Here is a 13,271-nt window from a genome sequence, read left to right on the forward strand (position 1 = left end):
GTTACAATTTATTAACCTGCTAACTCTTTTAAATACCAAGTAAAAATTCTGATAACGGAAATTTCTTGCATTCAGCATTTGAATTTCCGAATTGAACACTTGCAGTGTAAGTCCTATTTTACAGAAGATATGCTCCATCGGCTTTCAACAAGGACGTCACCATGAAACTACTTGTCGTGGACGAATGCTGCTTCACCCGGGTCGGTATAGCCAGCTACTTTGCTGATAGTGGGATTACAACGATCAAGTGCTGCCACAGCATTGAGTACGCTACGCCGCTGTTGGCCAGCTTTCAGCCGAGCCACATTCTGGTGAACCTCAGCAACCAGTGCCGCTATAACGAAGCGGACGCACAGCTGCTGGCGTTTATGGAAGCCAGTCAGTCTGCCTTGCTGTTTATCTATCTCGATACGCCTTACCCCTACAGCGAAACGCCAATGCGCATCGCCGATAACGCGTTCCTGTTCAATAAAAGCATTCTGCCACTCACCTTGCGCACGCTGCGCGAAAATCCGCTGGCGCTGGCCGATGACGGCGAAGAGCGTTCCCTGTTCAGCCCGCAGGAACTGACGGTGATGAAATATTGGATGGCAGAAATGCCCAACTACCGCATCGCGAAAAAGCTGCAGATCAGCTCGCATACGGTGTATGTGCACAAGCGTCACATCACGGAGAAGATCAACGCGCGCAACCGGCTGGAGTTCTACTCGCTGTATAACGTGCTGCGTTATTTCTACCCGCCCAGCGCACCAACGAATTCGACGCCGCTGGCGCTGCTGGCGGTGTAACATCAAGCCTGCGATAACGCAGGCTTTTTTATCGCCACTCTTCCAGCGCTCACGCGCGCCCCGCTATAAAAGGTGCCGAGAAAAGGACTATAATCAAAGGTCTCTTTCTTCAGGCGGCTGAAATGTTAAACCGAATACTGGCGGCTATCGTCAACAACGTGCGTGAGCACCTGGTGCTGTATCTTTGTCTGTGGCTGGTGCTGCTGGCGCTGGATGTCTATTTTTTCTTCGTGATGTAACCCATGCCGTCGTCATTTCCCCGATTGAGCTTCAGCCGCTTCGGCGATCCCGCCCAGGTGCTGGCGCTGCAGCAGACGAGCAGGCCGCCGCTGCGCCCCGGCCGGCTGCTGCTGCAGATGCGCTATGCCCCGATCAACCCTTCCGACCTGATCCCGATTCACGGCCAATACGCGCACCGCATCGCCCTGCCGCAGGTGCCTGGCTATGAAGGCGTAGGCGTCATCGTCGATCCGCAAAGCGGACGCTCGACCGGCCGACGCGCACTGGCGGTAGCGGGTGACGGCAGCTGGCAAACCTTCGTCACGCTGCCTGAAGAACGGGTGGTCTGGGTACCGGACGACATCGACGACGCCAGCGCGGCGCAAATCTATATCAACCCGCTCACCTGCTGGGTGCTGCTGACGCAATGGCTGCCGCTCAACGCCGGCGACGTGCTGCTGCTCAACGGCGGCGGCTCCGCCGTTAGCCTGCTGCTGGCACAGATGACGGCGCTGCGTGGCATTCGTCTGGCGGTGGTGGTGCGCAACCTCACTCATCGCCCGGCGCTGCTGGCCGCCGGTGCCTGGCGCGTTATTGAGGCGCCGCAGCTGGCGCAAATGACCCACTTTGGTGCCCGCGCCGCTATCGACTGCATCGGCGGAGAAGACGGATTGCAGCTGGCGCGGGCGGTTCGCACCGGCGGCGACTTTGTGGCGCTGGGCCTGCTGGGTGGGCGCCAGGTGGACTGGCGGCGCGTGGTGGACGAATTGAAGCTGCGTGCTTCGCTGTTCCACCTGCGTAAATGGAATGCGCAGGCGGCACCGGCGCAGTGGCAAACGGCGTTTTATCAGCTATTCCAGCTGCTGCGGCGCGGCCAGCTGACGCTGCGCCCGCCCGCGGCTATTTACCCTTTATATCAGTACGCAGCGGCGCTGCAACACGCTGCGCAGCCCGGTGTGAACGGCAAAATCTTTCTTACGCCGACGGCATCGGAGATGGTTACGGCGGATGAACTATTATTCAACGGAGTTCCCAATAAATAAAATGCAATGGAGGAAAAGGCGACTTTCCCGATAATGCAAACTTATTAGTGGTGAGATGCCATTTTATTAACACATCGGACATTCTGTATTTATCTGAATTGTCTTAATGCCATCTTCACCAAACCGAATATAACCAAGGCATAGAGTGCCACAGTGAATATCAGCGTACTGAATGTCAGTGGATCTGCGTCCATTTCATAGAAACCTGTTTGATACCTGCCAAAGAGTTGTTGAGAGGTATCGATGATGAGTGACGTTAAGCCATACAGTGGCATCCCATAGCGAGAGAAACAGAAAGCAGTAATGAAACATGCAATATACAGTACTATATTCTTAACGAGCGATGCATTTTTCAAACTTGCTCTCCCCTTGCACATCAACAAAACCATAGGTCATCAACGTACTGCGTGACCCAGGAACTCTAATAAGCTTCATTCCAAGGATGAAGCGACGGACCTTGTAAAACTCCAGACGACTCACAAACGTAATGCACCCTTCACTATAACCGCGGCCATCGGGTCTGAGCGGATGCAATCTAAAACTACCACGTGCGATCCTATTTACAAACATGCTGTCACTCATTGTTTGAGCACTGAACAGAGCTAACCAGTCGCTATGATCGTTTCCTGTGTACTGGTCAAGCACCCACGAACGAACTTGATTGGCTAGACTACCTCTCGGTCTGTCAACCAACCAATAACGACCAACAGGTATTGCACTGTTCTCAATGTAGGTGCAGTTAGGATCATTTGTGTACGGCTGCCTACCAGAAAAAACGGGGAAAGTACCTAGCCCATAGACGTGGAGCTTCGCTTCTCCTCCGTTTTTTGAAAGATCGTTGTAACTCATCCTCATTATCAACATGCACATATCCTTATGCTTGGTACATTTATGTACTCTACCGCTTTTCTTGGTATGTATAACAGTTATCACTGTTCTCGTAAAAGTATTTCACTAGCTATATCATTCGTAATTCCTGTCATTAATCACTACCGCATCATATATATTGAAAATGATATGGATAAAGATAAATTTTACGAACCCTTGGATGCCGCTAATTTACCGAAGTGATATTCCTGTTGTTACCCATATAGTCTTTAGGAGTAAAATAGAAAATCTTTCTGAACTTTGGGTGCTCACAAAATGAAGTGGTTGATTGAATGGCTGGGTAACTCGTTCGCTTACCTAATCCCTATCGTACTCATTATTATCGGCGGGGTTATTTTCGTTTCAGTGTTCCCAAACTCTGGTTTTTACCTCACCCTCATCTGGGCCATTGTCGTTTGTGTCGCCTATGTAAAGTGGTCTAAGTGGTTGTAGTTTTTACTGAATAGCCAATGTTCACAATATGCATTAGCAGTAGAAGCGTTAAGCCACCGTTGGGTGGCTTATTCAAAACTCATTAACAACGCACGGCTCAACGTGGCTACAAGAAATTACCTCACTCCGGCGGCTGACGCGGCGGGCGACCGTCACCCAAAATGACCGCCAGCCGATAGCCGCCCTCGGTAGTCTCCAGCGCGATGCGCGCCACGATTGTCAGCGGCACCGACAGCAGCATGCCGACCGGGCCGAGCAGCCAGCCCCAAAAGATCAGCGACAGGAATACCACCAGCGTCGACAACCCCAGTCCGCGCCCCATCACCCGCGGCTCGAAGATATTGCCGATCACCATGTTGACAGCGATAAAGCCGCCCGCCACCACCAGCGCATCACCCAATCCGTTGAACAGCAGCGCCTGAATCAGCGGCGGAATGGCGGCCAACACCGAGCCGATATTGGGAATATAGTTGAGCAGAAACGCCAGCAGCCCCCAGATAAAGGCGAAGCGTACGCCGACCGTCGCCAGGAAGATCCAGACGATCACCCCGGTAGCCAGGCTGATGATGGTTTTAATCACCAGATAACGCGTCACGCCGTCCAGCGCCCGCCGCATCGCGGCGAGGCCCTCATTCGGCTTATCCAGCGCCTGCTGCAGCTTATAAGGCAGCAGCTGCACTTCGAACAGCATAAACACCACGGTCATCAGCAGCAGGAAGACGTTGGTCATGGCGCCAGACAGGTGCCCCAGCATGCGGGTAACCAGATTCATCGCCGCGCTGGGATCGACATATTGCAGCATCGCTTCGCTGGAGAGGCTGATATTGAAGCGATCGGCGTAATACTGCAGCTCGCGCAGTTTCTCGATCATCATGCCGCGGTACTGCGGCAGCGAACGGGCGAACTCGTTCAGCGAAGCGCCCAGCATGCCGATGAACAGCATCACGACCACAATCACCGCCGTCACCAGCAGCGTCACCCCAAGGATGCGCGGCACCCGTCTGCGTTCCAGCATCGCCACCAGCGGGTTCAGCACCATGGCGAGGAACACCGCCAGTAGAAACGGCACCACGATGTCGGCGGCGGCTTTCACCCCAGCCAGAATGATCACCAACATCGCCAGCAGGACGGCCAAACGCAAGCTATTGTCGGTTACACGGGTTCGGCCCATGACGTTTCCTTGTTATTTCACTGGGTTAACCGGCCATCAAGAGCCGACGCTTGGCGCTAATGGTAGCAAAGTCCGCCGTTATGCCGCAGAGGATTTCGCGTAACCGTTCGAAAAAATTAATCTTTCCGCCCTGCTCTTCGCCGCGAGAAATAGGCATAACCTTTGCCAACAAATAATCCCACCGAGCAATTTATGGACGGTTTACGTAAAATGACAAAAGCTGACATTAATAGATAATAAGCCTAATTTTCAACAACTAGCATAATCGTTACGTGAAAGAAATAATATCATCTTCAACGATTTATCTGATGAACTCCGAACATCTCAAACAAATTCACTGACTAATATTTCTAAGAAGTAACATAGTTAAATTTATTATTGATTTTATGTTTCCTAAAGTTTAATTATTGCAGCCAGCCAATCGGTAATCGAAGGAAACAGGATGCTCTGGAAAAATACCGCCGAACGTTTCGGCCATGTGTCAGTGTTGATCCACTGGCTGGTGGCGCTGACGGTGTACGGCATGTTCGCACTTGGTCTGTGGATGGTTACGCTGGGCTATTACGACGTCTGGTACCACCAGGCGCCGGAGATCCACAAAAGCATCGGCGCGCTGCTGTTCATCATCATGGTGATCCGCGTGATCTGGCGCTTTGTCTCGCCGCCGCCCAAGCCTCTGGCCAGCTATGGCCGCCTCACTCGCGTCAGCGCCATTCTCGCGCATCTGGCGTTGTACGCCGTGCTGTTCGGCATTCTGATCAGCGGCTATCTGATCTCGACCGCCGACGGCCAACCGATCAGCGTATTCGGCTGGTTCGACGTGCCCGCCACCGTGACCGGCATGGCGGAGCAAGCCGATACCGCCGGCGCCATTCACCTTTACCTGGCCTGGGCCGTGGTAGTGCTCTCGGTACTGCACGGGCTGGCCGCGCTTAAACATCACTTTATCGATCGTGATGTCACTTTGAAACGGATGCTGGGTAGCAGCGCCGATTAACCTTTGGATTTATGGAGATTGCTATGTTGAAAAAGACCGTATTGGGCCTGACCGCAGGCGCCCTGCTGCTGAGCGCCGGTTCCGCACTGGCGGCGGACTACAAGATCGACAAACAGGGCCAGCACGCCTTTATCGAATTCCGCATCCAGCACCTGGGCTACAGCTGGCTGTACGGCAGCTTTAAAGACTTCGACGGCGGCTTCACCTTCGACGAAAAAGATCCGTCCAAGGACAAGGTCAACGTGACCATCAATACCGCCAGCGTCGACACCAACCACGCCGAACGCGACAAGCACCTGCGCAGCGCTGAGTTCCTCAACGTAGAGAAGAACAAGCAGGCCAAGTTTGAATCCACCGAAGTGAAGAAAAGCGGCGACGGTTATGCGGTGGTCGGTAACCTGACGTTGAACGGCGTGACCAAGCCGGTCACGCTGGACGCCAAACTGATTGGCCAGGGCAACGATCCGTGGGGCGGCTACCGCGCCGGCTTTGAAGCCAACGGCAAGATCAAGCTGAAAGACTTCGGCATCACCACCGATCTGGGCCCGGCGTCGCAAGACGTTGAGCTGATCATCTCCGTAGAAGGCGTGCGCGAGAAATAAAAAAAAGCCCGGCTTGGCGGCCGGGCTTCTCATTTCCTCAGGCTCAGCGGGCTGGGCCTTCTTCTTCCGGTGCCGGAATGTGCATCGTAGTCTGCAACAAGCCTTTCGACTTATTGAAGATCTTGACGCCGTTTTCACGGCCGGCACGGCGCGCGCGCTGCTCTTCGCGCGGCAGCTTCAGCTCTTCGCGGCAAATCTCGCTGCAGCACCCTTCAAACTTGGCGGCGCAGCTCGGGCACTGAATGAACAGCAGATGGCAGCCGTCGTTCTTGCAGTTGGTGTGGGTGTCGCACGGCGCACCGCACTGGTGGCAGTTGGCGATCACATCGTCGGAGATGCGCTCGCCCATGCGCTCATCGAACACGAAGTTTTTGCCGATAAACTTCAGCGGCAACCCCTGCTCTTTCGCTTTGCGGGTGTACTCGATGATCCCGCCTTCCACGTGGTAGATGTTTTTAAAGCCGTTGTGCAGCATATAGGCGCTGGCTTTTTCACAGCGAATGCCGCCGGTGCAGTACATGACGATGTTTTTGTCTTTGCTGTCCTGCAGCATCTCCACCGCCATCGGCAGCTGATCGCGGAAGGTATCCGACGGCACCTCGATGGCGTTTTCGAAGTGACCGACTTCGTACTCATAGTGGTTGCGCATATCGACGAACACCGTATTCGGATCGTCGATCATCTGATTGACGCGATCGGCCTGCAGATACTCGCCAACGTTGCTTGGGTCAAAGCTCTCGTCATCGATGCCGTCGGCCACGATGCGCTCGCGCACCTTGAGGCGCAGCACCCAGAAGGATTTGCCGTCGTCTTCCAGCGCGATGTTCAGGCGCACCTGATCCAGCGCCGGGTGCGAGGCGAACAGCGCGGCTTTGAACGCCTCGAAATTATGCTGCGGCACGCTGATCTGCGCGTTGATGCCCTCTTTCGCCACGTAGATGCGGCCGAACACCTTCAGTTTTTCGAACTGAACGTACAGGCTGTCGCGAAACGCTTTGGGATCGTCGATGGAGAAGTATTTGTAAAAAGAAACTGTGGTGCGAGGCTCGGTTTCTGCCAGCATGCGCGCCTTCAGTTCCTCGTTAGAAATTCGGTTATGTAACACTGGCATGGTGTACTTTCCTGTCTTTCGGGAGGTGACTGATTATCGCGCGCAGCCTGCCGGCCCGCGCGCGGCGCACATCATACCCGAAAAACCGCCGCCGCGCAGCCCCGCCATAATACCTACACGGTTGCTCCTGAATAATGCCCGGCCATGATATTGCCGTTGGCCTTTAGCGGGAAATATTGTGGAAAAATCCGGCACCTGATGCATATTTAACGCCGAAAAGGGGATTTTAATGCGTTGTGTTTTCCCGGAGCACGAGAAAAATGCCACAATAGTCGCAAACAAACGGCAGAAACGAACCTTGCGGCCGAACTCACCCGGCTGCCAGACCATGCTATGACTCTGTCATTACACTTAAACAACCGTATTCAAACAGAGAACCCATGACTCAAGTTCCTACTTTCAATCGCTCCTTATTGCACCCACGCTATTGGCTGACCTGGGTCGGCATCGGCTTGCTGTATCTGCTGGTGTTGCTGCCTTACCCCGTCATCTACTGGCTCGGCACCTCGATCGGGCGGTTTGCCATGCGCTTTCTCAAGCGCCGCGTCGCTATCGCCCAACGCAACCTCGAGCTCTGTTTTCCCGACATGCCGCAGGCCGAACGCGATGCGCTGGTGGTAAAGAATTTCGAATCGGTCGGCATGGGGCTGTTTGAAACCGGCATGGCGTGGTTTTGGCCTAACTGGCGCATCGAGCGCTGGTTCAAGGTCAGCGGCCTGGAACACATCCAAAAGGCGCGCGACAACCACCAGGGCGTGCTGCTGATTGGCCTGCACTTTTTGACGCTGGAGCTGGGCGCGCGCATCTTCGGCATTCATAACCCGGGCATCGGCGTTTACCGCCCGCACGACAACAAGCTGATGGACTGGCTGCAAACCTGGGGGCGCATGCGCTCCAACAAGTCGATGCTGGATCGCAAGGACGTCAAAGGCATGATCCGCGCCCTGAAACAGGGCGATATCATCTGGTATGCGCCGGATCACGACTACGGCCCGCGCAGCAGCGTTTTCGTGCCGCTGTTCGCGGTCGACAAGGCCGCTACCACCACCGGCAGCTACGTGCTGGTGCGGATGGGCAAACCGGCGATCATTCCGTTCACCCCGCGCCGCCTGCCGGACGGCAAAGGGTATGAGCTAATCATGCAACCGGCGGTGGAAAACTTCCCGCTGGATAATGAAATCGAGGCCGCCGCCTTTATGAATAAAGTGGTGGAAAAAGAGATCCTGATGGCGCCTGACCAATATATGTGGCTGCATCGTCGCTTCAAGACCCGCCCGGAAGGCGAGCCTTCGCTCTACTGATAAAGCAAACCCGCCACCGGCGGGTTTTTTATTGCGCGCCTCTTGAGAATCGACGGCGAGGGTGGGATGGTAAAGCCTTTGCCGCCAACCTGGAGCCGCTATGTACATTGTCAGCCTGACCTACCATCGCCCGATCGCCGAAGTCGACAGCCACCTTGACGGGCACATCGCCTGGCTTAAGAAATATTTTCAGGACGGCACCTTCGTCGCCTCCGGCCGCAAAAATCCCCGCACCGGCGGCGTGATCCTGGCCAAGGGCATTGAGCGTGCGCGGTTAGACGCCATCCTGGCCGAAGATCCCTTCAACGCCGTGGCCCACTACGAGGTCACCGACTTTAGCGCCACCACCACCGCCGCCGGTTTCGAGGCGCTGGCCGGACTATAAAACGCTGTAAATTCCGCGCGCTAAGCGCGGAATAAGGTTTAAACGTCTTTTTTAAAACTTTATTTCATTTTTTGCCCAATCCTTGTCCCCTCGTTTGCCGTCGCCGCGCTGGCGGCGCATACTTACCAAGCTAACTTTCACGCTTTGCCCCTTCATCTTGCCGCCGGCAAAGCGCGTCACCTTTCGGCAGTGGACATTTATGGCTTCGGCAGCAGAACCCGTTAACTGGAAACGCAACCTTTTCGTCGCCTGGGTAGGGTGTTTCCTCACCGGCGCCGCCTTCAGCCTGGTGATGCCGTTTCTGCCGCTGTATGTAGAGACGCTGGGCGTAACCGGCCATCAGGCGCTCAACATGTGGTCCGGTCTGCTGTTCAGCATCACCTTCCTGTTTTCCGCTATCGCCGCGCCATTCTGGGGCGCCCTGGCCGACCGACGCGGCCGTAAACTGATGCTGCTGCGCTCAGCGTTGGGCATGGCGATCGTCATGGTGCTGATGGGCATGGCGCAAACGGTCTGGCAATTTCTCGCGCTGCGAGCGGTGCTGGGGCTGCTTGGCGGGTTCATACCCAACGCCAACGCGCTGATCGCCACCCAGGTGCCACGCAACCGCAGCGGCTGGGCGCTCGGCACCCTGTCAACCGGCGGTGTCGGCGGTGCGCTGATCGGCCCGCTGATCGGCGGCCTGTTGGCCGACCTCTATGGTCTGCGCCCGGTGTTTTACATCACCGCTGCGGTGCTGTTCGTCTGCTTCGTGCTGACGCTGCTGTATGTCAAAGAGCAATTCACCCCGGTACAAAAACGCGACATGTTGCACGCACGGCAGGTGTTTGCCTCGCTGAAAAACCCGAAGCTGGTGCTCAGCCTGTTCGTGACTACCATGATTATCCAGATTGCCACCGGCTCGATTGCGCCGATCCTGACGCTGTATGTGCGCGATCTGGCCGGCGCCACCCATAACCTGGCGTTTATCAGCGGGCTGATCGCCTCGGTGCCCGGCGTCGCGGCGTTGATGAGCGCTCCACGGCTGGGCAAGCTGGGCGATCGCATCGGCCCGGAGCGCATTCTGATATGTATGCTGATCGTCTCGGTGCTGTTGCTGATCCCGATGGCCTTCGTGCAAACGCCGTGGCAGCTCGGGGTGCTGCGCTTTCTGCTGGGGGCGGCCGACGGCGCGCTGCTGCCGGCGGTACAGACGCTGCTGATTTACAACTGCACCAATCAGGTGGCCGGCCGCATTTTCAGCTATAACCAGTCGTTCCGTGACGTCGGCAACGTCAGCGGCCCATTGCTTGGCGCCGCGGTCTCCGCCGGCTACGGTTTTCGTGCAGTCTTCGGCGTCACCGCTTTGGTGGTGCTGTTCAACGCCGGTTATTCCTGGTGGTGTCTGCGGCGGCGGCCGGGCTACATGCGGGAAGACACGCTGCAGGAAGAACAATAGCTGCATTTATCGCCAATTTACGCCATTGGCCGGATCAACGCCGCGTTTCCCCTACTTTTAATAATGCTTCCTTCGGGCCTGCGAATTTTCGGCCCACTCGGAACATTCTTACCTCAACATCTTGTTTATCAACAATTAATTAACTTTCAGCGCATAAAACCCGCTGTCAATCATATTCCCGCCACAACCAACAGAAAAACCAGAAAAGGAGATGCTTGTCGACTTTTCGTCTAAAAAATGGGATACAGGTACTAGACAAAACCAACGACCAGTTATCAAATGGTTAAATAATATCACGCCAGATGTGAACCATCGGCCAAGTGAAAAAAGGTCAGCACGCTTTCCACGGTTTATCAGCGTTGCAGCCGCGGTTTTGTCGGGTAATCCGCATTGGGCGGATCGCCTTCATTAAATACACATACAACCACAGTACGGGCTGCAGCCATGCAGCGCCTTTTTATTGGGAAATCGTTATGCAATCCTCTGTCAATAAGTCAGAAAGCCGGACCTTCTTCGGCCATCCCTATCCGCTGGGTTCTCTGTTCTTCACCGAAATGTGGGAACGCTTTTCGTTCTACGGCATCCGTCCGCTGCTGATCCTGTTTATGGCCGCCACCGTGTACGACGGCGGCCTGGGTCTGGCGCGTGAGAACGCGTCGGCGATCGTCGGCATTTTCGCCGGCAGCATGTACCTGGCGGCACTGCCGGGCGGCTGGCTGGCGGACAATTGGCTCGGCCAACGCAAGGCCGTCTGGTACGGGTCTATCCTGATCGCCCTCGGTCACCTGTCGATCGCCCTGTCCGCGGTGATGGGCACCAACCTGTTCTTCATCGGCCTGATGTTCATCGTGCTCGGTTCCGGCCTGTTCAAGACCTGTATCTCGGTGATGGTCGGCACGCTGTACAAGAAAGGCGATGCGCGCCGCGACGGCGGTTTCTCGCTGTTCTACATGGGCATCAACATCGGTTCGTTCATCGCCCCGTTGATCTCCGGCTGGCTGATCAAGTCACACGGCTGGCACTGGGGCTTCGGCATCGGCGGTATCGGGATGCTGGTGGCGCTGGTGATTTTCCGGGTGTTCGCCGTACCGGCGATGAAACGCTATGACCGCGAAGTGGGCCTGGATTCCACCTGGAACAGCCCGGTCGCGAAGAAAAAAGGCGTCGGCGCCTGGCTGCTGGCATTGGCGGTCGTCCTGGCTGCGGTCATCGTACTGATCGCTCAGGGCACCATCGTCATCAACCCGGTTGAGGTAGCCAGCGTGCTGGTGTACGTCATCGCCGCGTCGGTCACCCTGTATTTCATCTACCTGTTCGCCTTTGCCGGCCTGAGCCGCAAAGAGCGTGCACGCCTGCTGGTGTGCTTCATTCTGCTGATCTCCGCCGCGTTCTTCTGGTCGGCGTTTGAACAGAAGCCGACCTCGTTCAACCTGTTCGCCAACGATTACACCAATCGCATGGTCGGCGGCTTCGAGATCCCGGCGGTGTGGTTCCAGTCGATCAACGCCCTGTTCATCATCCTGCTGGCGCCGGTGTTCAGCTGGGCCTGGCCTGCGCTGGCGCGCAATAACGTGCGTCCGAGCAGCATCACCAAGTTCGTGATCGGTATCCTGTGCGCCGCCGGTGGTTTCGGCCTGATGATGTTGGCCGCGCAGAATGTGCTCAGCAACGGCGGCGCCGGCGTATCGCCGATGTGGCTGGTGGGCAGTATCCTGATGCTGACGCTGGGTGAGCTGTGCCTGAGCCCGATCGGGCTGGCCACCATGACGCTGCTGGCGCCGGAGAGAATGCGCGGGCAAATGATGGGGCTGTGGTTCTGCGCCAGCGCGCTGGGCAACCTGGCCGCCGGCCTGATCGGCGGCCACGTCAAGGCCGACCAGCTGGATATGCTGCCGGATCTGTTCGCTCGCTGCTCCGTCGCGCTGCTGATCTGCGCCGCCGTGCTGATCGTGCTGATCGTGCCGATTCGCCGCATGCTGGAAAATACCCAGTCCAAGAGCGCGCAAAAACCGGCGACCAACGCCTGACGGATAACCCGTTTTTATCTCGCAAACCGGCGCTCGAGGCGCCGGTTTTTTTTATGCTTGCCAGGCCTGATGTTGCAGGACCACCCGGTAGCCGTCAGGATCTTCAAAGGTTTGCCCCGCCCTATCCCAATAGGGGTTATAGGCGACGACCGCCAAGAATCCCGCCGCCCGCATCCGCTCACACCCGGCTCGCCATTCGTTCTCATCCGGCAGGTAAAACACCAGCAGATGATCCTGCGTCGGCGCCTGCCCGACCCGCACCCCGCGATGCTGCGTGAACTCCAGATGGTAGGCATGCTGCGGATGCCCGATCATAATGCCGTCAAAGCCCTGATGATCGACAAACTCGCCCAGCCTTTCAAACCCCAACCCGCGGCAATACAGCGTGGCAATCTCTTGCAACCGATCGGTCGGGCGCGCAATGCGCAGCACCGCCTTGGCTATCGACATGAACGCCTCCACCTCATGATAATCTCATACAGCGCCATGCCCGCCAGCATCGCCAGCAGGAACGGCCATACCCGTTGTATTTCCGCCCCCGCCAACACCCAGGCCGGGCCAGGGCAAATGCCCGCCATGCTCCAACCGATGCCGAACAGCGCGCTGCCCACCAGCAAACGGCGATCCACACGCCCGGCGGCCGGGATCTGCAGCGGTTCCCCCAACAGGCTCCGCTGGCGTCGGCGCGCCCACATAAAGGCCGGCGCCGCCACTGCAATCGCCCCAACCATCACCAACGCCAGCGAAGGATCCCACTGGCCGGTAATATCGAGAAAAGCCAGTACTTTAGCGGGATTGGCCATGCCGGCGATAATTAACCCCAGGCCGAAAATCACGCCGCTCAGCAGCGCCAACAGAGACTTAAGCAT

15 protein-coding genes are annotated in these 13,271 nt (G+C 56.5%); 9 read left to right on the forward strand and 6 right to left on the reverse strand.

What is annotated here, in order from left to right; translation table 11 throughout:
* Positions 1-161: 161 nt before the first annotated feature.
* From AWX27_RS04225 to AWX27_RS04230, 3 genes are all read left to right on the forward strand, one after another.
* On the forward strand, positions 162-788 hold the full coding sequence (locus AWX27_RS04225; protein ID WP_038875489.1) for a LuxR C-terminal-related transcriptional regulator: 627 nt from the start codon (positions 162-164) through the stop codon (positions 786-788).
* Positions 789-910: 122 nt separating this feature from the next.
* Positions 911-1,027, forward strand: a complete 117-nt coding sequence (locus AWX27_RS24360) for a DUF2770 family protein (protein ID WP_004927822.1) — start codon at positions 911-913, stop codon at positions 1,025-1,027.
* Between the two features lie 3 nt (positions 1,028-1,030).
* Complete coding sequence (locus AWX27_RS04230) at positions 1,031-2,050, forward strand: zinc-dependent alcohol dehydrogenase family protein (RefSeq protein ID WP_060419546.1); 1,020 nt, start codon at positions 1,031-1,033, stop codon at positions 2,048-2,050.
* A gap of 333 nt (positions 2,051-2,383) precedes the next feature.
* Here the strand turns inward: AWX27_RS04230 and AWX27_RS24365 are convergent, their stop codons facing one another.
* Both AWX27_RS24365 and AWX27_RS04240 read right to left on the reverse strand, forming a co-directional pair.
* Positions 2,384-2,899 (reverse strand): DUF2778 domain-containing protein, encoded by a 516-nt coding sequence (locus AWX27_RS24365; protein ID WP_230200972.1) that lies wholly within the window; start codon positions 2,897-2,899, stop codon positions 2,384-2,386.
* Positions 2,900-3,491: 592 nt separating this feature from the next.
* On the reverse strand, positions 3,492-4,541 hold the full coding sequence (locus AWX27_RS04240) for an AI-2E family transporter (RefSeq protein WP_060419548.1): 1,050 nt from the start codon (positions 4,539-4,541) through the stop codon (positions 3,492-3,494).
* Between the two features lie 442 nt (positions 4,542-4,983).
* Here AWX27_RS04240 and AWX27_RS04245 point away from each other — a divergent pair, with 442 nt between their 5' ends.
* Both AWX27_RS04245 and AWX27_RS04250 read left to right on the forward strand, forming a co-directional pair.
* The gene (locus tag AWX27_RS04245; protein WP_060419550.1) at positions 4,984-5,538 is read left to right on the forward strand and encodes a cytochrome b; all 555 of its coding nucleotides are present in this window, start codon (positions 4,984-4,986) and stop codon (positions 5,536-5,538) included.
* 23 nt (positions 5,539-5,561) lie between these two features.
* Entirely contained in the window at positions 5,562-6,140 is a 579-nt protein-coding gene (locus AWX27_RS04250) for a YceI family protein (protein WP_016928208.1), read from the forward strand.
* 43 nt (positions 6,141-6,183) lie between these two features.
* Here AWX27_RS04250 and AWX27_RS04255 read toward each other — a convergent pair whose 3' ends face one another.
* Both AWX27_RS04255 and AWX27_RS24975 read right to left on the reverse strand, forming a co-directional pair.
* Positions 6,184-7,251 carry an oxygen-dependent tRNA uridine(34) hydroxylase TrhO gene (locus AWX27_RS04255; RefSeq protein ID WP_060419552.1) on the reverse strand — a complete coding sequence of 356 codons (1,068 nt, stop codon included), beginning with the start codon at positions 7,249-7,251 and terminating at the stop codon, positions 6,184-6,186.
* Between the two features lie 33 nt (positions 7,252-7,284).
* Positions 7,285-7,581 (reverse strand): hypothetical protein, encoded by a 297-nt coding sequence (locus AWX27_RS24975; RefSeq protein WP_139159298.1) that lies wholly within the window; start codon positions 7,579-7,581, stop codon positions 7,285-7,287.
* A 50-nt stretch (positions 7,582-7,631) separates the two neighbouring features.
* Between AWX27_RS24975 and AWX27_RS04260 the strand changes: the two genes are divergently transcribed.
* The 4 genes from AWX27_RS04260 (at position 7,632) to AWX27_RS04275 (ending at position 12,402) form a co-directional block, all read left to right on the forward strand.
* Complete coding sequence (locus AWX27_RS04260) at positions 7,632-8,552, forward strand: Kdo(2)-lipid IV(A) acyltransferase (RefSeq protein WP_038875457.1); 921 nt, start codon at positions 7,632-7,634, stop codon at positions 8,550-8,552.
* Between the two features lie 100 nt (positions 8,553-8,652).
* Positions 8,653-8,937 (forward strand): YciI family protein, encoded by a 285-nt coding sequence (locus tag AWX27_RS04265; protein ID WP_049199424.1) that lies wholly within the window; start codon positions 8,653-8,655, stop codon positions 8,935-8,937.
* Between the two features lie 199 nt (positions 8,938-9,136).
* On the forward strand, positions 9,137-10,375 hold the full coding sequence (mdtG, locus tag AWX27_RS04270; RefSeq protein ID WP_049271430.1) for a multidrug efflux MFS transporter MdtG: 1,239 nt from the start codon (positions 9,137-9,139) through the stop codon (positions 10,373-10,375).
* A gap of 473 nt (positions 10,376-10,848) precedes the next feature.
* Complete coding sequence (locus AWX27_RS04275; RefSeq protein WP_046686847.1) at positions 10,849-12,402, forward strand: peptide MFS transporter; 1,554 nt, start codon at positions 10,849-10,851, stop codon at positions 12,400-12,402.
* Positions 12,403-12,453: 51 nt separating this feature from the next.
* Here the strand turns inward: AWX27_RS04275 and AWX27_RS04280 are convergent, their stop codons facing one another.
* Complete coding sequence (locus AWX27_RS04280) at positions 12,454-12,852, reverse strand: VOC family protein (RefSeq protein WP_038875445.1); 399 nt, start codon at positions 12,850-12,852, stop codon at positions 12,454-12,456.
* Positions 12,843-13,271: a YeeE/YedE family protein gene (locus AWX27_RS04285; protein WP_060419554.1), complete on the reverse strand. Its 429-nt coding sequence runs from the start codon at positions 13,269-13,271 to the stop codon at positions 12,843-12,845. Before AWX27_RS04285 ends, AWX27_RS04280 begins: the two co-directional genes overlap by 10 nt.

The organism is Serratia sp. 2880STDY5682894 (assembly GCF_001537385.1).
Lineage (GTDB): Bacteria > Pseudomonadota > Gammaproteobacteria > Enterobacterales > Enterobacteriaceae > Serratia > Serratia nevei.